This window comes from Halovulum sp. GXIMD14794, assembly GCF_054457455.1.
Map to the genome: position 1 here is coordinate 875,905 of NZ_JBTLNF010000003.1, position 25,030 is coordinate 900,934.

Sequence of the window (25,030 nt, forward strand, 5' to 3'; positions counted from 1 at the left end):
GCATCACGGCCTCCGTTACGGAGGTCAAGATAGGCGGCGCGCCGCTCTTGGCCAGAGTCGCAGCGTCAATCCGGCTGCGGGTCTCCCGCCGGGCGGCGCCACGGCTTCGGCAGCAGTTTCCAAGCGCCGACGAAGGGACGGAAGTAGAGCGTCTTCACGCTCCGCCAGGTGCCGTCCTCCTCGGTTCCGAGGCCGAAGGTGATCTCCTCCTTCTCGCGCGGGGCGTAGAGCGTGCCGGCACCCCAGTCCCAGAAGGCGAAGATGAAGCCCATGTTCTTGTCCCAGTGCTTGCGCGCGCGGGAGTGGTGGATCTGGTGCTGTGCCGGGCAGACCAGGATGTGCTGGAGCCAGGTCGGGTAGCGCACCCAGACATGACTGTGACGCAGATTGAAGGCAGCCAGGAAGAACAGTGCCGTGACAATGTTGAGGTCGAGCAGCGAGAGGACCCGCATCCCGTCGCCCATGATGTAGTCGATGGTCGCGACCGTGGCGCCGAGGACAATCGCGGCGAGGGTGGCGTCGAAGATCTCCTCGACCGGATGCATGCGTGCGGCGGTGATCGGGGTCATGACCTCGGCTGAATGGTGGACCTTGTGGAACTCCCAGAGGATCGGGATCTTGTGGAAGAGGTAGTGCCCGAGCCAGAGCGCCGCGTCCGTCGCCATGACGATCAGCAGCGTCACGACGACCGTCCCCAGAACCGAAGGCTCTACCCCGGTCGGGCTGGGTCCGAAGTTCCGCTCCAGCACCGGCATCAGCATGTCATAGGTGATGTGCGAGCCGAGGATCGCCGAGCCGTAGAATGCGCCGTGCATGAACTTGTTCACGACGTAATAGGCGTAGTCCGCCTGCGCCGAAGGGTGCAGCAGGATGTCCTTCGGCAGCAGCCAGCGGGTCAGACCGGCGATGCGCGCGCTTCCGGCACGGATCTGCGCCTGGATGTAGACTGCGCAGGCCACCAGCAGCGCGGTGCCTAGATAGATGTAGCTGAGCCTGTTTCTGAGGTCCGTGAACGGCTCGTAAACCGCCCGGACCCCCGTCCAGAGCCAGTCGTCCATCGCGCTTCGCCTCGTTGCTGCCTCGTTAACCCTCGCGGTCAACTTCGCGCCGTTTTACGGCGAAACTATGTTTTGGCAAGCGGACAGGCGGAGCAAGCCCCCTCAGAGGGGCTTGCCGATGTCGTCCAGCTCGTAGGGCGTTGTCTGGTAGATGTGGTTCACCCAGTTCCCGTAGAGCAGGTGCCCGTGCGAGCGCCAGCGGTTCTCTGGCGTCCGCGTCGGGTCGTCGCCGGGGTAGTAGTTGACGGGCGGCGCGATCGCGTCGCCGTTCTCAACGTCCCGGTCGTACTCCTGCTTGAGGGTATCGCTGTCGTACTCGAGGTGGTTGAACATGTAGAGCGCCCGGTGTTTCGGGTCGTCCACAAGGCACGCGCCCACCTGGTCCGAGGACATCAGGATCTCGAGGTCCGGGTTCGACTTGATCTCGGACATTCGCATCTCGGTCCAGCGGCTGACGGGCACAACGAAATCGTCCGAGAAACCACGCAGATAGGGCGATGCGGGCGACAGGTTCCGGTGCCGGAAGCAGCCGAACGCCTTTTGCGGGAGGATGTCCTTGTGCACCCCGTGGAAGTGGTTGAGCATCGCCATGCCACCCCAGCAGACGCCCATCGTGTGATGCACGTTGGTCTGGGTCCAGTCGAAGATCTCGCGCAGCTCGTCGTAATAGGACACGTCACCGAACTCGAGATGCTCGATCGGCGCGCCGGTGATGATCAGCCCGTCGAACTTGCGGTGCTTCATCTCCTGGAACGGGTGGTAGAACGCCTCCATGTGCTCGGCCGAGGTGTTCCGCGTTTCGTGATGAGACATGCGGATAAGGCTCAGGTCGATCTGCAGTGGCGTCGCGCCGATCACCCGGGCGAACTGGGTTTCGGTCACCGCCTTCTTGGGCATCAGGTTCAGCAAGGCGATCTGCATCGGACGAATGTCCTGACGCGCGGCGCGGTCCTCGGTCATTACCATCACGCCCTCACGCTCGAGCACGTCGAAGGCGGGCAGGTCGGATGGGATCTTGATCGGCATTGCTGGTTCGGAGTCCTCTTCAGAAGGGTCCTTAGATTGAGGTTTTCTGCCGCGAGGACAAGGTCCGGGCGACGAGACGCTCGAAATCGTGAGGCGAGGCGAGGGCGGCGACGTCTTCGGCCTCGACGGTGATGCCCCAGTTGCGGGCGATGGCCTCGTAAATCGGCAGGCGGTGATCGACCAGCCGGCGGAAGCCCCAGCGGATGAAGTCGTCCGGGTCCACCTGGGTCTCGGCCACGCCTTTGGCGGTGCGGTATTCGTCCCAGATCCGGCGCAGGAAATCCTCCTGATAGTACATCGGCTTGGGCGCGCGGTCGAACCGCTGCACCAGTGCCTCGACGTGGGCCTCGGTGCCGCGGATCCAGATCGGCAGGATTTCGGCGCTCAGCTGTCTAAGAACCGGGTCCTCGGGGTCGTGCGGGTCCACAACCTCGCAGAGTGAGCCGGAACTGTCGCAGACGAAATGCGGATAACCGTAGATCTGCTCGGCCTTGCCCGCGAAGGTCAGCGCGTCCAGCGTGGCGGAAATCTCCGCCTCGCGGTGCTGGCGCTGACGGCGGACGTATTCCTCGAACGGGATGCCGCCCTTGTCCGGATCGCCCGGCTTGCCGAGATAGGTCGACAGCGGCGAGAGGTTCTGGAAGGTGATATTCGACGCGATGTAGATCGAGTCCGACATCAGCAACTCGCGCAGGAACGGGTTACGCATCGCCTCGCGCTTGAAATTGTCGACGATGTGCTCGCCCATGTAGCGGGTGCCGATACGGAAATCGACCGAGTAGTGGAACCACTCTCCGCCGTCGCGCAGCATGTTCGAGATGAAGGTCTTGCCGAGACCTGACATGCCGAACAGGGCGACGCGCTTGCGCGGGGCCTCCAGCCAGTCCTCTGCGGTGTGGTACATCATGTGCGGCCCGTCGGTCTTGTCGCTGCTGTTTCGGGCCTATTGCCTATCCGGCGCGGCGCCGCCCCGCAAACGCAAAACCGCGGTGACTGCGACGGAATGTCACCAACTGCTTTGCTGGACAATGATCTGGCTCAAGGCGCGGGTCACGTTTTCGTGCCAGCATGCCACCTCCAAAGCGATCGCTGCGAAGGGGAGGGCCGGATAAAATGTCGAAAATCGCAATCACGTTCGGGGCCGCGCTGCTGATGACGGTGCCCGTCGGAGCTTTCGCACAAGACGCTGCCGTCGAGATCGGGCGTCAGGAATATGTCGCCGCCTGTGCCAGCTGTCACGGGATGGATGGTACCGGAACAGGTCCGCTGGCAGAGGTACTCGAGATCGAGACGCCCGATCTGACCATGTTGAGCCAGCGCATGGGATCCGACACCTTTCCGATGTGGAACACGGTCGTGCTGATCGACGGCCGTTCGGGCGTCCGCGCCCACGGCGGCGAGATGCCGGTCTGGGGAGACCGCTTCAGCGTCGAGGCCCGTCGTCCCGACAATCCGTCTGCAGCGATGGAGGGGGCAGTACCACGCGCCGAGGAACTCCTGACACTCGGACGGATCATGGCGATCAGCTACTACCTGGAATCGATCCAGCAGTAGCCGCTCAGAGGTGACCGGTGCCGTTTGGGGGAGAGCGGCCCGGAAACGACGAGCCCCGCCGACCGGGGGGAAGGCGGGGCTCGACCTATTCTGCGCTGGAACTTTGGTCTGTCGACCTCAGAAGCTCCACCCGACCCGGATGCCGGCGCCGAAGACGCTGCCGTCGTCGTACTGGGTGCCGGCGAAGTTCTCGGCATCGCCCAGCATGGTATAGCTCAAGCCGCCGGTGATCTTGGTATTGTCGAATTCGTAGGTGGCCGACAGCCCGAGGGTCACACGGCCGTCGATCGGGCCCAGCGTGGTCAGGACGGTGTCGGTCTGCGGCTCGTAGCTGGCCTGAACGGCACCCGACCAGTTCTCGTTGAAGCGCTGGCCTACGCCGAGCGTGTAGGTCCACCAGTCCTCATCGTAGTCGACCAGCGGCGCACCGACGCCCGTGGTGAAGATCGGCGGAGCGATCGCGAAATCGGACCAGTCCACCCAGCGGATCTGCCCAAAGACCAGCGTGTTCGCCGCGACGCCGGTCTGGAAGTCCAGGTTCACCGACTGCGGGGTGGTGATATCGGTCTTGTCGTCGAAGGACGCGGCGCCCACGGTCTCGGTGGTCGACAGCGTGTGGTCGATCTCGGAGTAGTAGGTCAGCGCGACGCGCAGCGCGATCTCCGGACGCTCGTAGGCGACACCGCCCATGAAGCCGAAGCCGAAATCCCCCTCAGCGTCGACCGAGTAGGCGCCGGGGAAGCCGAGGGCTGGAGCGAACGGGAAGGCCGCATCCGCCTCGATGTACTGACCGACGACACCGGCATAGGCCTTGATGTTCTGGGTGATGTCGTAGCTGAGGATACCGGTAAGCGAATAGCTGTCCAGCGATGCCTCGGTGCCGCCGTAAAGCGAGCCGGCCCGGTCCGGGTAGAGCGTGTCGACGCCCCACGGGTTGCCCAGTATCAGCGCATAGGACACGCGGTCGTTCAGGTCGCCCTTGTAGGCCACGCCGAAGGTCGCGAAGGTTTTCAGCAGATCACCGGTCGAGCCGGTGGCCAGAAGTCCACCCTCGCCGGAAAGGCTGGGATTGGCGATGCTGGCCGACAGTTCGAAATAGCGACCGTCCTCGAACAGGACGCGGGTGCTGGGGGCGCTGCGCTCGATGCCCGCGGCCGACGCGGTCAGAGCGGATGTGCAAAGAAAGACGGCGGCGAGGCCGAACTGTGTCTTGGTCAAGATTCCCTCCCGGAGTTGGCTTTCGCGCCAGATTATCCGGGAAACTTCTTGACCTGCGGTTGCATTACAAATCAATGACTGACGCCGCGTCAGCACCCAGCTGACGCGGCGTCCGGTGGCATTTCTGCCATAAGTGCAGGAACCCGCTTATTTTTTCGCGGCTTCAACCGACTTCATCAGGATCTGCTCGGCTTCGGCCTTCTCGCCCCAGCCGATGACTTTCACCCATTTGCCTTCTTCGAGATCCTTGTAGTGCTCGAAGAAGTGCTGGATGCGGTCGAGCGTGCGCTGCGGCAGGTCCGACAGGTTCTGCAACTTGGCCTGGAACGGGTCGACCTTCTCGACCGGGACGGCGATCAGCTTGTCGTCCATGCCGCCGTCGTCTTCCATCTTCAGCACGCCGATCGGACGGCAGCGGATCACCGAACCCGGCATCAGCGAGAAATCGTTGACCACCAGCACGTCGGTGGGGTCGCCGTCGTCATGCAGGGTGTTGGGCACGAAGCCGTAGTTGCAGGGGTAGAACATCGGAGTGTTGACGATCCGGTCGACGAAGACCGCGCCCGAGTCCTTGTCGATCTCGTACTTGACCGGCGCACCGCCGCCCGCACCGCCCGGGATCTCGATCACGACGTTGATGTCGGAGGGCGGGTTCTTGCCCGCGGGGATCTTGTCGATGTTCATCTGGTGGCTCCATCCGTGATGACAGGGATTACGCGGGCGCGCTTAGCACGCGGCGTTCGCCGCGAAAAGACCGCTGCTCACAAGGGGGCGTTTTGTCGCCGCTGTTCGGCGAAGATGTTCAGCAGGTTCGCGGCCAGCACCAGCGTGCCGCCGACGAAGACCGCAGGCTCCAGCGGCTCGGCGTAGAGCAGGTAGCCCGTGAAGGCCATCGCGGGCAGGCGCAGGAATTCCATCGGGCTGACGATTGATGCGGGGGCGCGTTTCAGGGCGTTGGTCAGACACCAGTGCGCGAAGAGGCCCGTACAGCCGACGACCACCAGCCAGGGCAGGCTGGCGGCGGTGGGCAAGGTGATATGGCCATCCAGGCCGGCGGTGATCCCGCCGAAGATCGACTGGAAGACCACGAGCCAGAAAAGGATGCAGGTCACGCTGTTCCACCGCGACAGGATCTTGGTCACCAACATTGTCGCCGCGAAACCGAAGGAGCAGAGGATCGCCGCGACCACGCCTGGGCTCAGCACGATCGTATCCGGACGCGCGACCAGCAGAATGCCTGCAAACCCGATCACAGCCGCGATGCCGCGCACTGGCCGCCAGGTCTCGCCCAGCACCAGCGGCGCCGTCAGCGCCACCCAGAGAGGCGAGGTGAACTCCAGCGCGAAAAGCTGTCCCAGCGGGATCGACATCACCGCGAAGAACCAGAGGCACTGGCCGCTGAAGTGGAAGATGTTGCGCAGACCGTGCAGCCGGATCTGCCGTGTGTTGATCTCGCCCAGCGATCCCGCCAGACCGCCTACGGCCAGCACGATTCCGATACCGATCAGCGAGCGGAAGAACAGAATCTCGAACGTGTCGTGCTGCCCGGCCAGCGCCCGACCGGCCACCGCCATCAGGGTGAACGAGCAGATGCTCGCCAGGACGAAACCAAAGGCGGCGACAGGGCGCGATGTCTGATCCATGCGCTCAGGGATCACGCGCCGAGGGGGCCGTCAAGCCGCTTGCGTCGCCTCGGGGCGCTACCTACTGTGCCGCGCATGATCCGCACCGTTCTTCTCGCCCTGTGCTGCCTCGCTGCGCCCGCGTCCGCCCAGGTGCAGATGGCCGCGCTGAACCCCAAGGCGGCCCGCATGGTGGGCGAGACGATCGTGGTCGCGAACCGCCTGTTTCCGGGGCTGCCCGCAGTGCGTCTGACCTCAAACATCACTGGGACATGCGGCAGCGGCCCCGCTTCGGATCTTGCACGCTATTGCACGACGTCGAACTTGATCTTTCTGGCGGCAGACATCGACGAGCGTCTGTCCGGCCCGGCTGCCGCCTATCTAATCGCCCACCAGCTGGCCCATGCCGCTCAGGAACGCGCCGGGATCGCACGCCAGGCGACCGGCCCTGAAGCGCGCGCCGCGCTGGAGGTCCAAGCCGACTGCATCGCCGGTGTCATCCTGTCCCGCTCTTTTCCGGATGCGGAGGGTCGGCCCTCGACATGGCTGCCCGGAGAAGCGCTGACCGAGCCCCACTACGGCCCCGAGCCGCTCGGCGACAGCACCGCGCTCGCGATTCCCGCAGCTTCTCGCGACGAGTGGTTCGGTTGGGGCCGCGAAATGGGCGGTGCGGAGCATTGCAACGTCGGCACGCTCGGCGCCCAGCCGTTTGCGCCGCGCTAAGTAAACGCGAGCCCGCCTTCCACTTTCCGACAAATATCCCCGCCGGAGGCCCCCGCCAGGCACAGGCGCGGCGCGGGCCGGATCAGAGGGTCATTCCCACTCGATCGTCCCCGGAGGCTTCGAGGTGATGTCATAGGTCACCCGGTTGATCCCGTTGACCTCGTTGATGATCCGCGTTGCGGTCTCGCCAAGGAACTCGTGGCTGAACGGGTAGTAGTCCGCCGTCATGCCGTCGACGCTGGTCACCGCCCGAAGCGCACAGGCGTAATCATAGGTCCGCCCGTCACCCATCACGCCCACGGTGCGGACCGGCAGGATCGCGACGAACGCCTGCCAGATCTCGTCGTAGAGCCCATGTTTTCGGATCTGGTCGATGTAGACCGCGTCCGCCTTGCGCAGGATCTCCAGCTTGTCGCGGGTGATCTGGCCGGGGCAGCGGATGGCAAGCCCCGGGCCGGGGAATGGATGGCGGCCGACGAAGCTTTCGGGCAGGCCAAGCTCGCGCCCCAGCGCGCGGACCTCGTCCTTGAAAAGCTCGCGCAGCGGCTCGACAAGCTTCATGTTCATCCGCTCGGGCAAACCGCCGACGTTGTGGTGGCTTTTGATCGTCACCGATGGGCCGCCCGAGAAGCTGACGCTCTCGATCACGTCCGGGTAGAGCGTGCCCTGTGCCAGGAACTCGGCCCCGCCGATCGAGTTGGCGTGCTTCTCGAACACCTCGATGAACAGCTTGCCGATGGTTTTGCGCTTCTGCTCGGGGTCGCTGACGCCCTCCAGCGCGGTCAGGAACAGGTCGCTCTCGTCCGCATGGATCAGCGGGATGTTGTAATGGTCGCGGAACATGCCGACGACCTCGTCGGCCTCGTTCTGGCGCATCAGCCCGTGGTCGACGAAGACGCACGTCAACTGGTCCCCGATGGCCTCGTGGATCAGGACCGCGGCAACCGAGCTGTCGACGCCGCCCGACAGGCCGCAGATCACCTTGCCGTCGCCGACCTGCGCGCGGATCTCGGCGATGGCCTGCTCGCGATAGGCGGCCATGGTCCAGTCGCCGGTAAAGCCCGCCAGCTTGGTGAAGTTTGCCAGAAGCCGCCGCCCGTTCGGCGTGTGATGCACCTCGGGATGGAACTGCACGGCGTAGAAATGGCGCGACTGGTCAGCGACGATCGCGTAAGGCGCATTGGGCGAGGTGCCGATCACCTCGAAGCCCGGGGCCAGTTGGGTGACCCGGTCGCCGTGAGACATCCAGACCTCTTCGCGCCCGTCCGAGAACAGCCCGGCGAATATCGTGTCCTCGCCGTGGTTGCCGGCCGGAGCGACGAAGGCGCGGCCGAACTCGCGCTCGTGGCCGCTTTCGACGCGGCCGCCCAGATCGGCCATCATCACCTGCTGGCCGTAGCAGATCCCCAGAACCGGCACGCCCAGGTCCCAGACCGCCTTGGGCGGACGTGGGCTGCCGGGGGCGGTAACGCTCGCCGGGCCGCCTGACAGGATCACCGCGCGGGGGGCAAAGTCCCGCAGGCTTTCGTCGGTAACCGACTGGAACGGGTGGATTTCGCAATAGATGTTCGCCTCGCGCAGGCGGCGGGCGATCAGCTGGGTGACCTGGCTGCCGAAATCGACGATCAGCAGGCGTTCATGGGATGTCTCGCTCATGGCTTCGCCATAAGGCGCGCCCGCTGGCGGCGCAAGCCTCGGCTGCACCGGCGCGGCAATTGCGCCGTCGCGCGGTGGTCTGCAGTGTCGTTTCCCGCCCTGCGGGCTTCGCAATCTGGCGGAGGTCGGAGGGTAATCCGGAGTTATACCGGTGAAAACGAAACCGGATGAGGGCTGGGCGATGGAGGATTCGATGACCGAAGGCGGACGGCGGCGCGGCAGGGGCGGCGGCGGCGCGGCCCGGCGCGCGGCGCGCACGGCGGTCAGCGTGACCTGCGCGCCCTTTATCCGGCGGCGCATCGCAACCTTCGATCTGCTGAACGAAGAGGCGCTGCAGATCATTGAAAGCAACGCCGACACGGTCCTTGAAGAGATCGGCGTCAACTTCGTCGAGAACCCCGAGGCGCTGAAGCTCTGGAAAGAGGCCGGCGCCGACGTGCAGGGCGAACGGGTGCACATTCCCCGGGGCCTCGCGCGCAAGCTCTGCGCGACCGCGCCCGCGACCATCACCCAGCACGCCCGCAACCCCGAACGCAACGTCGAGATCGGCGGCGACAGCCTGGTCCTGGCCCCGGTCTACGGCCCGCCGTTCGTTCGCGACGCCGAGAACGGCCGACGCTATGCAACGCTCGACGATTTCCACAATTTCGTCCGGCTCGGCTACATGTCCGAATGGCTGCACCACTCGGGCGGCACCGTTTGCGAGCCGACCGACGTGCCGGTGAACAAACGCCACCTCGACATGCTGCTCGCGCATATGACGCTCAGCGACAAACCGTTCATGGGCTCGGTCACCGAACCCTCGCGCGCAGTAGACAGCGTAGCCATGGCCGAGCTGCTGTTCGGAAAGGATTTCGTAAACGAAAACACGGTGATGACGTCGCTTATCAACGTGAATTCTCCGCTCACGTTCGACGCCACGATGATGGGTGCGCTCGAGGTTTATGCCCGTGCCAACCAGGCCTGCATCGTCTCGCCCTTCATCGTCGGCGGCGCGATGTCGCCGGTGACGGTGGCGGGCACCCTGACCCAGGTGCTGGCCGAGGCGATGGCGGGGATAGCCTACTCCCAGCTCGTCCGTCCCGGTGCGCCGGTGATCTTTGGCGCCTTCGTCGCCTCGATCGACATGAACTCGGGTGCACCGACCTTCGGCACGCCAGAGGCATCCAAGATCCTCTACGGCGCGGGGCAGCTGGCGCGGCGGATGAACCTGCCGTTCCGCTCGGGCGGGGGCTTGTGCGGCTCCAAGCTGCCGGACGCGCAGGCGGCCTACGAAACCGCGAACACGCTCAATGCGGCGCTACTGGGCGGGGTAAACTTCATGCTCCACGCCTGCGGCTGGCTGGAGGGAGGGCTGGTCTCGTCTTACGAAAAATTTGTGCTGGACGCGGACCAGCTGGGCGCGCTTCACAGCATGGCGGCGGGCGTCGACGTGTCCGAGGCCGGGCAGGCGATGGACGCGCTGCGCGAGGTCGGCCCCGGCGGGCATTTCCTCGGCTGCGCACATACGCAGGCACATTTCAAGGACGCGTTCTGGCGTTCCCGCGCCTTCGATTACAAGCCCTTCGAGACCTGGGCCGAGGATGGCGGGCTCGATAGCCAAGCGCTGGCTGCGCGCCGGGTCAAGAAGCTGCTGGGCGACTACCAGCAGCCGGCGCTAGATCCGGCCATCGCCGAGGCGCTGGCCGACTATGTCGCGCGGCGCAAGGCCGAGATGCCGGACGCCTTCGTCTGACGAGACTCCCGCTCAGGCGGCGCTGCGCCCGGTCAGCGTCGCCTCGGCCAAGAGGGCCGTGAGCAATTCGATGTGGCGCGTGATCGAATAGGTCGCGTCGCCGCTCTGCCGGGCCGTTTCCACTTTTGCCTCAGCAGCCAGCAGCGCGTCGCCCGCGCGGCCTGGCCGGGTTTCCTGCGGAAGGATGCGGCCGAGATCCCGGTCGCGCCGGTAAAGGCCCAATCCCTTGCGGGCGGCACCCACCAACATGCGCGGGCGGTTCAGCGTGGCGAGGATCGTCGGCAGATCGGTCATGATTACGTGTCCCTGCTGTCGTTGCGGTCGAGGTGACAATGCCATGACACAACCTAGCGTTGTGCAATCTGCCAGTTCAGCGTTCGCTGCATCCTTTCGATAGCCTTACTATCTTATGGAAATATAGGAAAAATATTTGGTTTAATACCTTGTTTACGTTTCAACCTTAAGACGAGTTTGCCTCGAATTTTAACGAACGAGCGACCGATGGACACAACCGAAGCGCCCATGGATCGCGAGCTTTTAAACGGTACCTCGATGGCATCGGGGGCAGGGCCTGTTGCCCTGCCGCCGGCGGTGGCGATCTATCTGGCGCACACCGTTGGCGGACTGGGGTTTCGGGCGATTGCCCGGATCCGGTCCTGCCCCCCTTCGACGATCCTCCGGCAGGTGCGCCGGATCGAGGCACGGCGCGATGATCCCCTGGTGGATGCCGCGCTCGATGCGGCGGCGGAGGATGTGGACCTGAAGTTTGAAACGCATCCCTTAGTGAAGGACTGGGCCAATATGATTGCGCAGAACGCCACCCACGCCACCGAAGAGCTGGACGCCCGAGTCATCCGCGAGGCTCGCAGGATCCTCCGCCGGCTCTGCGAGTCTGCCGCTTTCCTGGCGGTCTCGGACTCGATGGAGAAGGGCGTGGTGCTGCGCGAGACAATCCCCGGCCGTCCGACCCGAACCGCGGTGGTCGACCGGGACGTGGCGCAAGCCTTCGCCTTGCAGGACTGGATCGCCTGCACGCACAAGGGCAAGATCGCCCGCTATGCGATCACCGATGCCGGGCGCGCGGCGTTGAAGCGCCTGCTGGAAGAGGAGCGCCAGCAGCGCGCCGCGATGCAGCCGGCCTTCGCCGAAGCGCCGTCGCCGTTCCGCACCCAGCATCAGGATATGGGTGAGCGCCGCGAGATGGACGAGACCGGGCGCGAGACCCGGCTGCGGGTCAACCTTGCCGAAAGCCCGCTGACGATGCTGGGACGCAAGCGCGACCGCAGCGGCGTGGCCTATCTCTCGCCCGAGATGGTCGAGGCCGGAGAGCGCCTTCGCGAGGATTTCGAGTTGGCCCAGATGGGGCCGCGCACCACTCAGAACTGGGAAGCCTTCCTGACCCCGCGCGGCCCGCTCTCAGGCCCCGGACGCGGCCCGGCCGAGGGGCCGCAGGCGGCGCGCGAACGGGTGCAGGCGGCGATGGCGGCGCTGGGGCCGGGCTTGTGGGACGTGGCGGTGCGCGTCTGCTGCTTCCTCGAAGGGCTCGAGGCCGCCGAGAAGCGCCTCGGCTGGTCGGCGCGCTCGGGCAAGGTCGTTCTGCGCATCGCGCTGCAGCGGCTGGCGATGCATTACGGAGTTTCGACACCGGGTGAAATGGTCGGCTGACGCCCCTCCGCGAACCCGGAACAACTTTGCGCCGCGGATCACTTCCGCGGCGCAAGTCTTTTCAATAAAGAAGTTTTCAGCCCGCAGCGGCTGCGATGATCGGCCCGAAATCCTCGGCCTTCAGTGAGGCGCCGCCGACCAGTCCGCCATCAACGTCATCGATCGCGAAGATCTCGGCGGCATTGCCCGGCTTGACCGATCCGCCATAGAGCACCCGGATCGCTTCGGCGGTGTCGGGTCCGAAGCGCCCGGCCAGCCCGGCGCGTATCGCCTTGTGCACGTCGGCGATATCTTCGTTCGAGGGCGTCCGTCCGGTGCCGATGGCCCAGACGGGCTCGTAAGCGATGACGGTATTCGCGCCGGTCGCACCATCGGGGATCGAGCCCGCCATCTGCTCGCCGATCACGCCCAGCGTGCGGCCGGCATCGCGCTCGGCCTCGGTTTCGCCGATGCAGATGATCGCGACCAGTCCCGCGCGCCATGCGGCCTCGGCCTTGGCGCGAACCATGGCGTCATCCTCGCCATGATCTGTGCGGCGTTCGGAATGGCCCACGATGACATGGCTCGCGCCCGCATCCGCCAGCATTTCCGCCGACAGATCGCCGGTGTGCGCGCCTTTCTCGGCTGCGTGGCAGTCCTGCCCGCCGATCGCAAAGCCCGAGCCCATATCGGTCAGCAAGGGAATCAGCGGGGCAGGCGGGCAGATCACCACGTCGCAATCGGCGCCCTTGTGGGCGGCGCTCAGCGCCTCGACCACCGCGGCCTGGGCCTTCAGCCCGTTCATCTTCCAATTGCCGGCAGCGATCTTGCGGCGCATCTGGCTCTCCGTCTTGTCGATTGTAAGGATAAGAAAAAAGCGGCCCCGAGAGGCCGCCTGTCACGTCACATATCGGCGAACTTGATCGATTCGCCGCAGCCGCAGGCTTCTGTGACGTTGGGGTTGTTGAACTTGAACCCGCTTTCCAGAAGCGAGGTTTCATAGTCGATCTCGGTCCCAAACAGGAACATCTGCGCCATCGGGGCAATCATCACCCGCGCGCCGTCCTGCTCGACCACCTCGTCGTTGGGATCGACCTGATCGACGTAGTCCATCGTGTATTCCATGCCCGCGCAGCCGCCCTTCTTGACGCCGATGCGCAGACCCTTCGTTCCGCCTTTCTCCATCAGGCGGCTGATCGCTTGGGCGGCGGCCGGGGTCATGGTGACTGGCTGCTTTCCGGGGATCGAGAACATTGCGAACACCTCTTTCGTGCTTGGTGTCAAAGGTAATCGCCTGGCCCGGCGGCATCAAGGCCGCATGGGTGCACAATCTTTTGCGGACCAGGGGTCCGAAACGCATCCGCCGGCAGAAGGGCCGGCGGTGGATAATCCCGATCTGGAAAGCGCTGCGCCCGAGGCGCGGCGATCACATGAAGCCCAGTTCCAGCCGGGCCTCGTCGGACATCATGTCCATGCCCCACTGCGGCTCCCACACCAGCTGGACGTTCACGGTCTTCACGCCGGGCAGCGGCTCGACCGCTTCGGCGACCCAGCCCGGCATCTCGCCGGCCACGGGGCACCCGGGCGCGGTCAGGGTCATGATGATGCTGACGTCGGCCTCGTCGCTGATCTCGATGGTGTAGATCAGTCCGAGGTCATAGATATTGACCGGAATCTCGGGGTCATAGACGGTGCGGCACGCCTCGACGATCGTGTCGTAGAGCGGGTGATCCGTGCTCGACGGCGCGATCAGCGGCGTTCCCTCCATCGGGGCGTCGGATTGGACTGTCATACGGGCCTCGTTGCCATTCTTGAGCAAACATATAAGAAAAGCCCCCGCAAACGTCCAGAGAGCCCCCGGGATGACCGACAAGTTTCAGTTCCAGGTCCACGCGACCGACGGCAAGGCCCGCACCGGGGTCATCGAGACCCCGCGCGGCGAAATTCGCACGCCCGCCTTCATGCCCGTGGGCACGGCGGCGACGGTCAAGGCGATGATGCCCGACAGCGTGCGCGCCACCGGGGCCGACATCCTGCTGGGCAACACCTATCACCTCATGCTGCGGCCGGGGGCCGAGCGGATCGACCGTCTGGGCGGGCTTCACAAGTTCATGAACTGGGACCGCCCGATCCTCACCGACTCGGGCGGCTTCCAGGTGATGAGCCTCGCCGACCTGCGCAAGCTGACCGAGGAGGGCGTGACCTTCCAGAGTCATATCGACGGCTCCAAGCACACGCTGACCCCGGAACGCTCGATGGAGATCCAGCGGCTGCTCGGCTCGGATATCGTCATGTGCTTCGACGAATGCCCAGCGCTGCCCGCAGACCGCGAGCGGATCGCCGAGTCGATGCGCCTCTCCATGCGTTGGGCACAGCGTAGCCGCGACGCTTTTGGCGACCGGCCCGGCCATGCGCTCTTCGGCATCCAGCAGGGCGGGCTGGAGCAGGACCTGCGCGCGGAGAGCGCCGAGGCGCTGACCTCGATCGGATTCGACGGTTATGCCGTTGGCGGTCTGGCCGTGGGTGAGGGGCAGGAGGCGATGTTCGGTTGCCTCGACTACGCGCCCGACATGCTGCCGCAGGACAAGCCGCGTTACCTGATGGGCGTTGGCAAGCCTGACGATATCGTCGGCGCGGTCGAGCGTGGCATCGACATGATGGACTGCGTGCTGCCGTCGCGCTCGGGCCGGACGGCGCAGGCGCTGACCCGGCGCGGCGCGGTGAACCTGAAGAACGCTCGCCATGCAGACGACCCGCGCCCGCTGGACGAGGCGTGCACCTGTCCAGCCTGCCGGAACTACTCCCGCGCCTACCTGCACCATGTCGTGCGCTCGGGCGAAATCATCGCCTCGATGCTCCTGACCTGGCACAACCTGCACTACTATCAGGAACTGATGCAGGGGCTACGTCATGCCATTTCGGAATATAGGCTCGGGGCTTTCGTGAAGGATTTCCATGCCTTGCGCGAAGAGGGTGACATAGAAAGGCTGTGAGCCCACAGGCAAGGTTTCGCCGGGCGCTTGCGATCCGGGACCAAACCCATACCTGCTCCTGACCGGCAAGAAGCCCAGGAGCATATTGATGACCGACAAGCTTTTCACTCCCGCCAGCGCGGGGGCGCTCGATCTTTCCAACCGTATCGTGATGGCCCCCCTGACGCGAAACCGGGCCGATGACGTCACCGGCGAGGTCGGCGATCTGCATGTCGAGTACTACGCGCAGCGCGCCAGCGCCGGGTTGATCATCACCGAAGCGACGCAGATCTCGCCCGAGGGTAAGGGCTATATCCAGACCCCGGGCATCCATACCGAGGCCCAGGCCGACGCCTGGAAGCGCGTGACGGATGCGGTGCACGCCAAGGGCGGCAAGATCGTCGTGCAGCTCTGGCATGTCGGCCGGATCAGCCACAACTCGCTGCAGCCGAACGGGCAGGCGCCCGTCGCCCCCTCGGCGATCAAGGCGAGCGCGCAGGTGTTCACCCACAACGGCTTCGAGCCCACATCCGAGCCCCGCGCCCTTGAGTTGTCCGAAATCCCCCGCCTGATCGAGGATTACCGCAACGCCGTGCGTCTTGCGAAGCGCGCGGGGTTCGACGGGGTCGAGATCCACGCCGCGAACAACTACCTGCTGGAGCAGTTCCTCAAGAGCGGCACCAACCAGCGCACGGATGCCTATGGCGGCTCGCCCGAGAACCGCGCCCGTCTGCTGCTCGAGGTGATCGAGGCGGCTGCCGAGGAATGGTCCGGCGACCGCATCGGTGTGCGACTCTCGCCGTTCCGCGTGGTCATGACGCCCGACGACAACCCGATGGAGACCTATTCCTACCTGATCCCGCGTCTTGGCCGCTACAACTTGGCCTATCTGCACATGATCGAGGGCCAGGCGGTCGATGATCCCTCGCTGCCCGACGGGCAGAGCCACGAGGTGCTCAAGGCGCTGTGGAACGGCGTCTACATGGTCAACAACGCCTACGACGCCCAGCGGGCGCGGGACGTGGTGGACAGCGGCAAGGCGGATCTTGTGTCCTTCGGCCGTCCCTTCATCTCGAACCCCGATCTGGTGACGCGGCTCGAGAAGAATGCAGAACTGGCGCTGCCCGACCGGGACACGATGTATGGCGGTGGGGCCGAAGGTTACACCGATTATCCGAAACTTGATGGCAGCCGCGCGGCGGCCTGATCCGGGACCGAAAAGGGCAGGGTGCCGTGGTGAACGGCGCCCACCACACTACATATGGTATAGGGTGCGTGTCGGCTTTCGCACCCCTCAGGCCCGAGTTCGCTTTCGCTCCTGCCCGAGCCGCCGTAGGATGGGTGTAGAATCGGGCGCGCTTGAAATGCTCCCGCGGGCGGCACATCTGAATAAGCCGAAGCTTGGAAGCGCCGACCGCTGCTGGAATGCCGGGGCGATGGCGCTTTGCAGAACAAGGACAAACACATGACCGATCAGAGCAGCATCACCCACCCCGTATTGCCGCTGCGCGATATCGTGGTGTTCCCCCACATGATCGTGCCGCTGTTCGTGGGCCGCGAGAAATCTGTGCGCGCCCTCGAAGAGGTGATGCGCGATGACAAGCAGATCCTTCTGGCCTCGCAGCGCGATGCCGGCGAAGAGGATCCGACGCCCGACAGCATCTTCCAGACCGGCGTGGTCGCGAACGTGCTGCAGCTGCTGAAATTGCCCGACGGCACCGTGAAGGTGCTGGTCGAGGGCCGCCAGCGTGCGCGCATCGTCCGCTTCCTCGACAACGAGAATTTCTTCGAGGCCGATGCCGAGCTGATCGACGAGGTCGAGGGCGACAAGGCCACCGTGACCGCGCTGACCCGCTCGGTCGCCGAGGAATTCGAGCGGTACGCCAAGCTGAACAAAAATGTCCCCGAAGAGGCCGTGCAGGCCGCAGGCGAGGCTGACAGCCCCGCCAAGCTGGCCGACACCGTCGCCGGACATCTGGGAGTGAGCCTCGAGGAAAAGCAGGACCTGCTGGAGACCGCCGACATCGCCGAGCGGCTCGAGAAGATCTATGGCCTGATGCAGGGCGAGATGAGCGTCCTGAAGGTCGAGAAGAAGATCAAGACCCGTGTGAAGTCGCAGATGGAGCGCACCCAGCGCGAGTACTATCTGAACGAGCAGATGAAGGCCATTCAGAAGGAACTCGGCGACAACGAGGGTGGCGACGACGCTTCCGAATACGAAGAGAAGATCGCCGAGACCAAGCTCTCGAAAGAGGCGAAGGAAAAGGCCGAGGCCGAGCTCAAGAAGCTGCGGAACATGAGCCCGATGTCCGCCGAGGCGACCGTCGTGCGCAACTACCTCGACTGGATGCTGTCGATCCCGTGGGGCAAGCGCAGCCGGGTCAAGAAGGACCTGAACAACGCGCAGCTGATCCTCGACCGGGACCACTACGGCCTCGAGAAGGTCAAGGAACGGATCGTCGAGTATCTCGCCGTGCAGCAGCGCAGCTCGAAACTGCGGGGTCCGATCCTGTGCCTTGTCGGCCCTCCGGGCGTCGGCAAGACCTCGCTGGGCAAGTCCGTCGCGAAGGCCACCAACCGCGAGTTCATCCGCATCTCGCTGGGCGGCGTTCGGGATGAGTCCGAGATCCGCGGCCACCGCCGGACCTATATCGGCTCGATGCCCGGCAAGATCATCCAGTCGATGAAGAAGGCCAAGACGATCAACCCGCTGATCCTGCTCGACGAGATCGACAAGATGGGTCAGGACTTCCGGGGCGACCCGGCGTCGGCCATGCTTGAAGTGCTGGACCCCGAGCAGAACAACACGTTCATGGACCACTATCTCGAGGTCGAATACGACCTCTCGAACGTGATGTTCCTGACCACGGCGAACAGCTACAACATGCCGCGTCCGCTTCTGGACCGGATGGAGATCATCAGCCTCTCGGGCTACACCGAGGACGAGAAGCGCGAGATCGCCCGCCATCACCTGCTGGACAAGCAGCTGAAGGGCCACGGCCTGAAGAAGGGCGAGTTCGAGCTGACCGACGAAGCGCTGACCGATGTCATCCGCTACTACACCCGCGAGGCGGGTGTGCGGAACCTCGAGCGTGAGCTGGCCAAGCTGGCCCGGAAGGCGGTCACCAAGATCGTCAAGGGCGAGACTGCCAAGGTCGTCGTCACTCCGGACGAGCTGGAAGAGTTCCTGGGCGTGCGCCGCTTCAAGTTCGGCCTGGCCGAGGAGCAGGACCAGATCGGCGTGACCACGGGCCTCGCCTGGACCGAGGTCGGCGGCGATCTGCTGTCGATCGAGGCGCTGCGCCTGCCGGGCAAGGGCCGGATGAAGACCACCGGCACGCTCGGTGACGTGATGAAGGAATCGATCGAGGCCGCCTCGTCCTACGTGCGGTCGAAATCGCCGGACCTGGGCGTGAAACCGCCCGAGTTCGACAAGATCGACATCCACGTCCACGTTCCCGAGGGCGCGACGCCCAAGGACGGCCCGTCGGCCGGTATCGCGATGGTGACCTCCATCGTCTCGGTGCTGACCCAGATCCCGGTGCGCCGCGACGTGGCGATGACCGGCGAGGTGACGCTGCGCGGCAACGTGCTGCCGATCGGCGGTCTGAAGGAAAAGCTGCTCGCCGCGCTTCGTGGCGGGGTGAAGACGGTGATGATCCCGCAGGACAACATGAAGGACCTGCGCGACATCCCGGACAACGTGAAGGACGGGCTCGAGATCATCCCCGTCGGCAACGTGACCGAGGTGCTGAAAGTGGCGTTGATCCGTCAGCCCGAGCCCATCGAATGGGACGAGGCCGCCGAAGCCGCCGCCGCAGCCGCCGCCGCCAAGCCGTCGGCCGAGAAGGCCACGCCAGCCGCCCACTGATCGGCCCGGCGTCCTGAAATAGCCTCTGTCCCGGAAACGGGGCAGGGGTTTTCTTTTGCACGCCGCGGTTCCGCCGATGCACCTTACCGCGCGTTCTGGCGGGTTCTACGTCTCGATCTTCACAAGCAGCGGCGTTTCGGTTCTCGATTCTACATCGAACGCCGACCGGCCAGTATGGTTCAGGTGTCGGCCGTATGTATGCAGGGACACGGCGACCGCTTCACCGTTGTTGAACACGCTGTGTATGTCATCGGGCTGACAGCAGACCGCAGTACCCGGATAAAGGGTTTCTTCGCGTATCGCCTCGAGTTCGGCAAAGCCCGGTTTCGAGCCGTCGTCCAATCGGCGATAGCTGGTCTCATGCTCCTGCCCTTCGATACCGGTCACGACGGCCCAGGTCTTGTGGTTGTGCGGAGGCACACCGCGGCCGGGCGCCCAGGCGATGACGAAGACGGCGAGGTCGTGATTAGCTTCCTCGTGCAACAGGTGCAGCCCGAAGCCTTGCTCTTCGTCCGTGTATCGATACTTGTCCTCGAACCAATGAGCCTCCGAAGCGAGCTTCAGCGCGAGCGGCTTTATACGGTCGGTGATCGCCCTCGTTGCGGTTTCACTGGCGACTACTGCGCGTATGTCGCGGGCGTATTCCTCTACCGAATAGCGTGTCATCGGGCTCCCCGTATCACTGCAAATATAGGGGGAAACGGGTCGGTACTCCCCGCAGCATCCCCCGGATTCGTGCTGGTCCTTCGCGCGCTTTCCGCAAAGTCGAAGTCCTAGGCCGCCTGCGCCGCCTTCCGGCAAAAACAGGACGCGCGGATCGGCACTGTCGCCCGTGCAACCGCATGGTCCAGTTGCAGCTTGATGTGCCGCGCCTCGGTCAGTTCTCCCCTGTGGACGAGGCATTCGTGCAGCCCGTGCAGGCTCCAGACGTTGCGTGGGTGCTGGCACGCCCGTGCAAGCGTATCGTCCAGCCCGAGGTCCGCGCGATAGACGGCCTCGGCCTCCTCGAAGCGGCGGTCGTCCATCAAGAGCGCCCCCAGCGCGTGGCGCGTCGGCTGCATCCAGCCCCACGGCTCGTCATAGACCAGCCCGTCGTCCAGCTCGACAGAGCGGCGCAGATGCGCGAGCCCGTCCTCGACCTGGCCCGCCTTGAACGCGATCTCGCCGTCCATCATCGCTTCGCCGACCAGCAGCACGTCCTCGGCTGTGTTGTTGAAGACCAGCCGGCTTTCGGGCACCGCCTTGCGTGCGGCGACAGCGCGGTCGCGCTCGGCGCGGGCCTCCTCCGGCCGCCCGAGGTTCGCCAGAGCTACGGCCCGCGCCTGGTGCATGGCGGCAGTGGTGTAGCTGTAGAGCTCGGCATCCTCGGGGAACGGCTCGTCCAGGATCTCGTTCCACATTCCGAAGCGCACCATGACGTGGATCTTCTTCCCATAGAAGGACTCGAAAAGATCGGGAAAGAAGCGGATCACGTTGTCCGGCAGCATCCGCATCAGCTCTTCCGAGGCCGCGAGCGCGCGCTCGGGCTGACCGAGGAACATCGCCCCATAGGCCGCGAAATGGACGTTGTGGATGCGGTAGACCGTGTAGAAATTCTCGCCGCCGGCCATTTCCTCGTACTTCCGGTCCACCGCCGCTGCCCGCTGATTGCGCCAGACCACGTTCTGGTAGTCGCCGCAGAGCACGTCGATATGCGTGGCCATGTGTACGAGGTGACCGCTGTCGGGCACCAGGTCTACGAGGCGGTCGCCGTGGCGCAGCGCCTTTTCGGGCCAGGGCGACATCTCCATCAGGTGGATATAGAAGTGCAGCAGGCCCGGGTGATCCCAGGCGCCGGGCAGTTCGTTGAAGGCGGTCTCAAGCGCCGCCTGCGCTTCCAGCGTCGAGGCGCCCTCTTTCGGTGTCCCGCTCGGCAGGTCCCAGAGCAGCCAAGGCGTCCGGTTCATCAGCGCCTCGGCGAAGATCGCGGTCACGTCCAGGTCGTCCTTGTGCGCCGCGTACACCTTGCGCATCGAGTCCGAGAACGCGTCGTTCCAGGGCCCGTAGTCCTCGATTTCTGGATCCTCTGGAAAGCGGTCCGCAATGGCTTCTATCAGCGCCGCCTCGACGGGACTGGCGCGATCCTTCAGCGCCTGGGCCGCGGCAATAGCGTCATGTGCGCGCTTGAGCGTCGCGACCCGCTCCTCGGGCTCGAAGAATTCCCAAGGCTTGTTGTAATTCGGGCCGATCGCATGCGCGACGCCCCAGTGCGCCAAGGCGCAGTCCGGATCGGCCTCGATTGCCTTCTCGAAACAGGCGGCGGCCGCCTCGTGATTGTAGCCATAGAGCCAGACCAGTCCCTGATCGAACTGCGCTTTCGCCGCGTCCGAGCGCGTCGTGACGGTACGCGAATATTGTCCCAGGTCGAATTCCGGTGTCATGTCATCCCCCAATTCCATGAGCCGGGCATGGGCCTTCGGCGCAGACGCGCGGGATCGGGGCCGGGCCGCGGCGCCGCCAACATAGCACGGATTGGCCCTTGTAGGGCGTGGTCGAGCCGGGCAGGGCGGTCTGAGAACCTGCTCCCGGTGATGCCATTCCGCGCATTAACGAAGTTTCAAGGAAGTTTTCAGATTGAATATCATGGGCTTAAGGGGGTTTTCACGATGAAAAGCGCGGTTTTCATCCTCCCGGCGATTTCCGGCCCAAGCCCTCTTGCGCAGCCCGCCCGGCTTTTGTATCTACCAGCACCGGCGGGTGATTAGCTCAGTGGTAGAGCGCTTCGTTCACATCGAAGATGTCGGGAGTTCGACTCTCTCATCACCCACCATCACCGCACCCCGTTTCCGGGTCGCCTGCGGGTGATTAGCTCAGTTGGTAGAGCGCTTCGTTTACACCGAAGATGTCGGGAGTTCGAGTCTCTCATCACCCACCACGCGACCCGCAACCTTCGCGGCATGCGGGCATCCCTCGCACGGTGATACAACCCCAGCCTTCAAAGCAGTGATTATTGCCCGGGTCTGAGGTGCGCCAAGATTGACTTAACGTCAATCGTGCCGAACAATCTTCTTGCGTCATGAAATGGGGTGGTGGCGCCAAGTTGCAGAACACTGCCTCGGCGCGCACAAATTGTACCCTCTGGGTTCGGCCTGTTGGCCCGGTGCTCCAAGTTCACCGCACGGCTGCTCCGAAATCCGTCTCACCGAAAACCTTGATGGATTCGCGCAAGCAGCGCTCCACCAGACCTTGGAGATATCCCATGACCAATATCATCACCCTCGAGATCACCGAAACCGTAACTGACCTGGAAGCCCTGATCGCCAAGGCTCTCGAAGAGGGAGACCTGTTTGCGCCGATCAGCTTCAGCGAGGCTGGTGACGAGGGCGACGAAGGCAACGAGGGAAACGAGGCCGACGAGGGCAACGAAGGCGACGAGGGCGACGAGGGTAACGAAGGCGACGAGGGTGACGAAGGCGACGAGTTCAACGAGGGGAACGAGGACGACGAAGGCGACGAAGGCGACGAGGGTAACGAGGACAACGAAGGAAACGAAGCCGACGAAGGCAACGAAGGCAATGAAGGCAACGAAGGCAACGAAGACAACGAAGGCAATGAAGGCAACGAGGCGGACGAAGGCGATGAGGGCAACGAGGGCAACGAAGATAATGAGGGCGACGAGATAGACAGAAACGGCAACGAGGGGAACGAGGGGAACGAGGACAACGAGGGCAACGAGAACAACGAAGGCGACGAGGGCGACGAGCACGACGAAAACAACGAGGACAACGAGAACAACGAGAACGACGAGGGGAACGAAGGCAACGAGGGCGACGAGAACAACGAGGACAATGAGGGCGACGAAGGCGACGAGGCTTTCGCGGGCAATGAAGGCGACGAAGGCGACGAGGACGACGAAAGCGACGAGGGCGACGAGGGCAACGAAGGTAACGAAGGCGAGGAAGGCAACGAAGGCGACGAGGGGAACGAAAGCGACGAAGGCGACGAAGGCAACGAAGGGGACGAGGCCAACGAAAACAACGAGAATGACGAAGGCGACGAAGGCGACGAGGACGACGAAGGCAACGAGGGCAACGAAGACTTCGGCGCCTCAGTTTCCCAGGATGATGAAGGCGATGAAGGCAACGAAGGTTCGGAAGGCGACGAAGAGAGTTTCCTGAACGACGAGGACGATGAGGGCAACGAAGGGGACGAGGGCAACGAGGCGAACGAAGGCGACGAAGGCGATGAAGGCAACGAAGGCAACGAGGGCCTTGAGGGCGACGAAGGAAATGAGAACGACGAAGGCAACGAAGGAAACGAGGGCGACGAGAATAATGAAGGGGACGAAGGAAACGAAGGAAATGAAGGTGTAAACCTCGGCCTTGAAGGCGACGAAGGTAACGAAAACAACGAGGGAGATGAGGGCAACGAAGGCGACGAAGGTAATGAGGGTTTTGAGGGCGACGAAGGCGACGAGAACAACGAAGGCAATGAAGGAAACGAAGGCGACGAATTCAACGAAGGTGATGAAGGCGACGAAGGCGATGAGAACGACGAAGGCAACGACGGAGACGAGTACAACGAAGGCAACGAGGATAACGAGAACAACGAGGGCGACGAAGGCGACGAGAGTAACGAAGGAAACGAGAACAACGAGGACAACGAAGGCGACGAGGGCAACGAAGGCGACGAAGGCGATGAGGCCAACGAGGGCAATGAGGGTGATGAGGGCAATGAGGGTGACGAGGGCAACGAAGGTAATGAAGGCTTCAATATTGGCCTAGAAGGCGATGAGGGTGACGAGGGCAACGAAGGCGACGAAGGCGATGAAGGCGACGAAGCCAACGAGAATAATGAAGGCGACGAAGCCGATGAAGGGAATGAGTTCGACGAGAACAACGAGGACGATGAAGGCGATGAGGGCGACGAAGGAAACGAAGGGGACGAGTTTGATGAGAGTAACGAGGACAACGAGGGAGATGAGGGCGACGAAGGCAATGAAGTCTTTGTGACCATCGGTGATGAAGGCGACGAAGGCGACGAAGGCAACGAGAACGACGAAGCCAACGAGAATGACGAGAACGACGAAGGTGACGAAGGCGACGAGGAGAATGAGAACGACGAAGGTGACGAGGACGACGAGGGAGATGAGGGCGATGAGGGTGACGAGGCCACTGATACGGTCTAATCACGCCTTCGGCGTCTAAGAGAACTGAACCGCGCCCATAAGGGCGCGGTTTTCTGTTTCATCTGGCCTCGACTGGGAGAAGACCCAGAAGGGACTTAAGCGGTGTCGTTGCGCGGAAGATCGATAGCGTTTCGTCGTTACCCAACTTGTCGTTCGAAATTCGCGCCAGAGCGCGCGCCGGCGGGTAATTCCAGGTGTAGGAATAGGGCGCCTGTGGATCAGCGAGCGCGGCGATCAACTTGGGGCCCGTTCTGGTGACGGCTAGGTGGGTCCGCATCTGGAGGAGGGCCGATAATTGCACGGCCCAATGCTGGCCGATTGATACGGAATATTCCGCGTTCCAGAACTCCGAGAGACACGCGCAGAGTTCCCGGGTGACTGGTGGCATACGCTTGCCGGCGCTGAGGACGAGCTGCAATGCGTGTCCGAATTCATGGGAGATGGCGAGGACGTCCCTGAGTTCGCCGCGCCAGGGGCAGGATACGAACGGCAATCCGGTGCCTGAATGATGCACCGTAAAGGCGCGGGGAAATCGGTCGGTGTCGGGGGAAAAGTCGACGCCTACCTTCGTTCGGACGGTTTCGATCTCCTGCACCGCTGCTGGAAGCTTCAGCTTGAAGGCCTCTGCGCAGAGTGTCCAGATTTCCTGCGGTCGAGAAGAGACCTTCATCGTTTCAGCCGGGCTTCCGGTAGGCAACGGTGGCGAAACTTCGAGGATCTTCAAGCATTCGTCGTGCGTCAGGCCGTGCGCCTCTAGCCAGTCTGCAGCGGTTGCACCACGTGA

The 25,030-nt window shown here is 64.0% G+C and carries 22 protein-coding genes and 2 tRNA genes; 10 read left to right on the forward strand and 14 right to left on the reverse strand.

The genetic code is table 11. The features are described 5' to 3' along the window. Nucleotides 1–65: 65 nt before the first annotated feature. The 3 genes from ACW9UR_RS06450 to ACW9UR_RS06460 form a co-directional block, all read right to left on the reverse strand. Nucleotides 66–1,058, reverse strand: coding sequence for a sterol desaturase family protein (locus ACW9UR_RS06450; RefSeq protein WP_458916115.1), 993 nt, complete (start codon nt 1,056–1,058; stop codon nt 66–68). Between the two features lie 102 nt (nt 1,059–1,160). Continuing rightward, entirely contained in the window at nt 1,161–2,084 is a 924-nt protein-coding gene (gene metA / locus ACW9UR_RS06455) for a homoserine O-acetyltransferase MetA (RefSeq protein ID WP_458916116.1), read from the reverse strand. Between the two features lie 31 nt (nt 2,085–2,115). After that, nucleotides 2,116–2,991, reverse strand: coding sequence for an ATPase (locus tag ACW9UR_RS06460; protein WP_458916117.1), 876 nt, complete (start codon nt 2,989–2,991; stop codon nt 2,116–2,118). A 206-nt stretch (nt 2,992–3,197) separates the two neighbouring features. Between ACW9UR_RS06460 and ACW9UR_RS06465 the strand changes: the two genes are divergently transcribed. Next, nucleotides 3,198–3,638: a c-type cytochrome gene (locus ACW9UR_RS06465; protein ID WP_458916118.1), complete on the forward strand. Its 441-nt coding sequence runs from the start codon at nt 3,198–3,200 to the stop codon at nt 3,636–3,638. 117 nt (nt 3,639–3,755) lie between these two features. Here ACW9UR_RS06465 and ACW9UR_RS06470 read toward each other — a convergent pair whose 3' ends face one another. From ACW9UR_RS06470 to ACW9UR_RS06480, 3 genes are all read right to left on the reverse strand, one after another. Beyond that, nucleotides 3,756–4,856: an OmpP1/FadL family transporter gene (locus tag ACW9UR_RS06470; protein WP_458916120.1), complete on the reverse strand. Its 1,101-nt coding sequence runs from the start codon at nt 4,854–4,856 to the stop codon at nt 3,756–3,758. A gap of 147 nt (nt 4,857–5,003) precedes the next feature. Beyond that, entirely contained in the window at nt 5,004–5,540 is a 537-nt protein-coding gene (ppa, locus tag ACW9UR_RS06475; protein ID WP_458916121.1) for an inorganic diphosphatase, read from the reverse strand. A gap of 77 nt (nt 5,541–5,617) precedes the next feature. Beyond that, on the reverse strand, nt 5,618–6,499 hold the full coding sequence (locus tag ACW9UR_RS06480; protein WP_458916122.1) for a DMT family transporter: 882 nt from the start codon (nt 6,497–6,499) through the stop codon (nt 5,618–5,620). A gap of 75 nt (nt 6,500–6,574) precedes the next feature. On the opposite strand from ACW9UR_RS06480, the gene ACW9UR_RS06485 reads away from it, so the two are divergent. Beyond that, on the forward strand, nt 6,575–7,201 hold the full coding sequence (locus ACW9UR_RS06485; RefSeq protein WP_458916123.1) for a neutral zinc metallopeptidase: 627 nt from the start codon (nt 6,575–6,577) through the stop codon (nt 7,199–7,201). A 90-nt stretch (nt 7,202–7,291) separates the two neighbouring features. Here ACW9UR_RS06485 and guaA read toward each other — a convergent pair whose 3' ends face one another. Then, the gene (guaA, locus tag ACW9UR_RS06490; protein ID WP_458916124.1) at nt 7,292–8,857 is read right to left on the reverse strand and encodes a glutamine-hydrolyzing GMP synthase; all 1,566 of its coding nucleotides are present in this window, start codon (nt 8,855–8,857) and stop codon (nt 7,292–7,294) included. 193 nt (nt 8,858–9,050) lie between these two features. Between guaA and ACW9UR_RS06495 the strand changes: the two genes are divergently transcribed. Next, complete coding sequence (locus ACW9UR_RS06495; protein WP_458916172.1) at nt 9,051–10,592, forward strand: trimethylamine methyltransferase family protein; 1,542 nt, start codon at nt 9,051–9,053, stop codon at nt 10,590–10,592. A 12-nt stretch (nt 10,593–10,604) separates the two neighbouring features. On the opposite strand, the gene ACW9UR_RS06500 is transcribed toward ACW9UR_RS06495, so the two are convergent. Continuing rightward, the gene (locus tag ACW9UR_RS06500; protein ID WP_458916125.1) at nt 10,605–10,886 is read right to left on the reverse strand and encodes a DUF6477 family protein; all 282 of its coding nucleotides are present in this window, start codon (nt 10,884–10,886) and stop codon (nt 10,605–10,607) included. Nucleotides 10,887–11,093: 207 nt separating this feature from the next. On the opposite strand from ACW9UR_RS06500, the gene ACW9UR_RS06505 reads away from it, so the two are divergent. After that, complete coding sequence (locus ACW9UR_RS06505; RefSeq protein ID WP_458916126.1) at nt 11,094–12,257, forward strand: DUF6456 domain-containing protein; 1,164 nt, start codon at nt 11,094–11,096, stop codon at nt 12,255–12,257. Between the two features lie 76 nt (nt 12,258–12,333). Here ACW9UR_RS06505 and tpiA read toward each other — a convergent pair whose 3' ends face one another. The 3 genes from tpiA to ACW9UR_RS06520 all read right to left on the reverse strand — a co-directional run bounded on the left by tpiA (nt 12,334) and on the right by ACW9UR_RS06520 (nt 14,028). Continuing rightward, nucleotides 12,334–13,074, reverse strand: coding sequence for a triose-phosphate isomerase (gene tpiA, locus ACW9UR_RS06510; RefSeq protein ID WP_458916127.1), 741 nt, complete (start codon nt 13,072–13,074; stop codon nt 12,334–12,336). A gap of 65 nt (nt 13,075–13,139) precedes the next feature. Further along, the gene (locus ACW9UR_RS06515) at nt 13,140–13,490 is read right to left on the reverse strand and encodes a HesB/IscA family protein (RefSeq protein WP_458916173.1); all 351 of its coding nucleotides are present in this window, start codon (nt 13,488–13,490) and stop codon (nt 13,140–13,142) included. A gap of 172 nt (nt 13,491–13,662) precedes the next feature. Beyond that, the gene (locus ACW9UR_RS06520) at nt 13,663–14,028 is read right to left on the reverse strand and encodes an SUF system Fe-S cluster assembly protein (RefSeq protein WP_458916128.1); all 366 of its coding nucleotides are present in this window, start codon (nt 14,026–14,028) and stop codon (nt 13,663–13,665) included. A gap of 70 nt (nt 14,029–14,098) precedes the next feature. Here ACW9UR_RS06520 and tgt point away from each other — a divergent pair, with 70 nt between their 5' ends. The 3 genes from tgt to lon all read left to right on the forward strand — a co-directional run bounded on the left by tgt (nt 14,099) and on the right by lon (nt 19,079). Further along, nucleotides 14,099–15,229 carry a tRNA guanosine(34) transglycosylase Tgt gene (gene tgt, locus ACW9UR_RS06525; protein WP_458916129.1) on the forward strand — a complete coding sequence of 377 codons (1,131 nt, stop codon included), beginning with the start codon at nt 14,099–14,101 and terminating at the stop codon, nt 15,227–15,229. Nucleotides 15,230–15,317: 88 nt separating this feature from the next. Continuing rightward, nucleotides 15,318–16,415, forward strand: coding sequence for an alkene reductase (locus ACW9UR_RS06530; protein ID WP_458916130.1), 1,098 nt, complete (start codon nt 15,318–15,320; stop codon nt 16,413–16,415). A 258-nt stretch (nt 16,416–16,673) separates the two neighbouring features. Next, complete coding sequence (gene lon, locus ACW9UR_RS06535; protein WP_458916131.1) at nt 16,674–19,079, forward strand: endopeptidase La; 2,406 nt, start codon at nt 16,674–16,676, stop codon at nt 19,077–19,079. Nucleotides 19,080–19,184: 105 nt separating this feature from the next. Here lon and ACW9UR_RS06540 read toward each other — a convergent pair whose 3' ends face one another. Both ACW9UR_RS06540 and ACW9UR_RS06545 read right to left on the reverse strand, forming a co-directional pair. Next, nucleotides 19,185–19,745 (reverse strand): cysteine dioxygenase family protein, encoded by a 561-nt coding sequence (locus tag ACW9UR_RS06540; protein WP_458916132.1) that lies wholly within the window; start codon nt 19,743–19,745, stop codon nt 19,185–19,187. A gap of 107 nt (nt 19,746–19,852) precedes the next feature. After that, nucleotides 19,853–21,499 carry a hypothetical protein gene (locus ACW9UR_RS06545; RefSeq protein ID WP_458916133.1) on the reverse strand — a complete coding sequence of 549 codons (1,647 nt, stop codon included), beginning with the start codon at nt 21,497–21,499 and terminating at the stop codon, nt 19,853–19,855. Nucleotides 21,500–21,813: 314 nt separating this feature from the next. On the opposite strand from ACW9UR_RS06545, the gene ACW9UR_RS06550 reads away from it, so the two are divergent. From ACW9UR_RS06550 to ACW9UR_RS06560, 3 genes are all read left to right on the forward strand, one after another. Beyond that, nucleotides 21,814–21,888 (forward strand) — tRNA-Val (locus ACW9UR_RS06550). Nucleotides 21,889–21,917: 29 nt separating this feature from the next. Further along, nucleotides 21,918–21,993 (forward strand) — tRNA-Val (locus ACW9UR_RS06555). Nucleotides 21,994–22,317: 324 nt separating this feature from the next. After that, the gene (locus ACW9UR_RS06560; RefSeq protein ID WP_458916134.1) at nt 22,318–24,246 is read left to right on the forward strand and encodes a hypothetical protein; all 1,929 of its coding nucleotides are present in this window, start codon (nt 22,318–22,320) and stop codon (nt 24,244–24,246) included. A gap of 58 nt (nt 24,247–24,304) precedes the next feature. Here ACW9UR_RS06560 and ACW9UR_RS06565 read toward each other — a convergent pair whose 3' ends face one another. Continuing rightward, nucleotides 24,305–24,970, reverse strand: a complete 666-nt coding sequence (locus tag ACW9UR_RS06565; protein WP_458916135.1) for a hypothetical protein — start codon at nt 24,968–24,970, stop codon at nt 24,305–24,307. Nucleotides 24,971–25,030 lie beyond the last annotated feature (60 nt).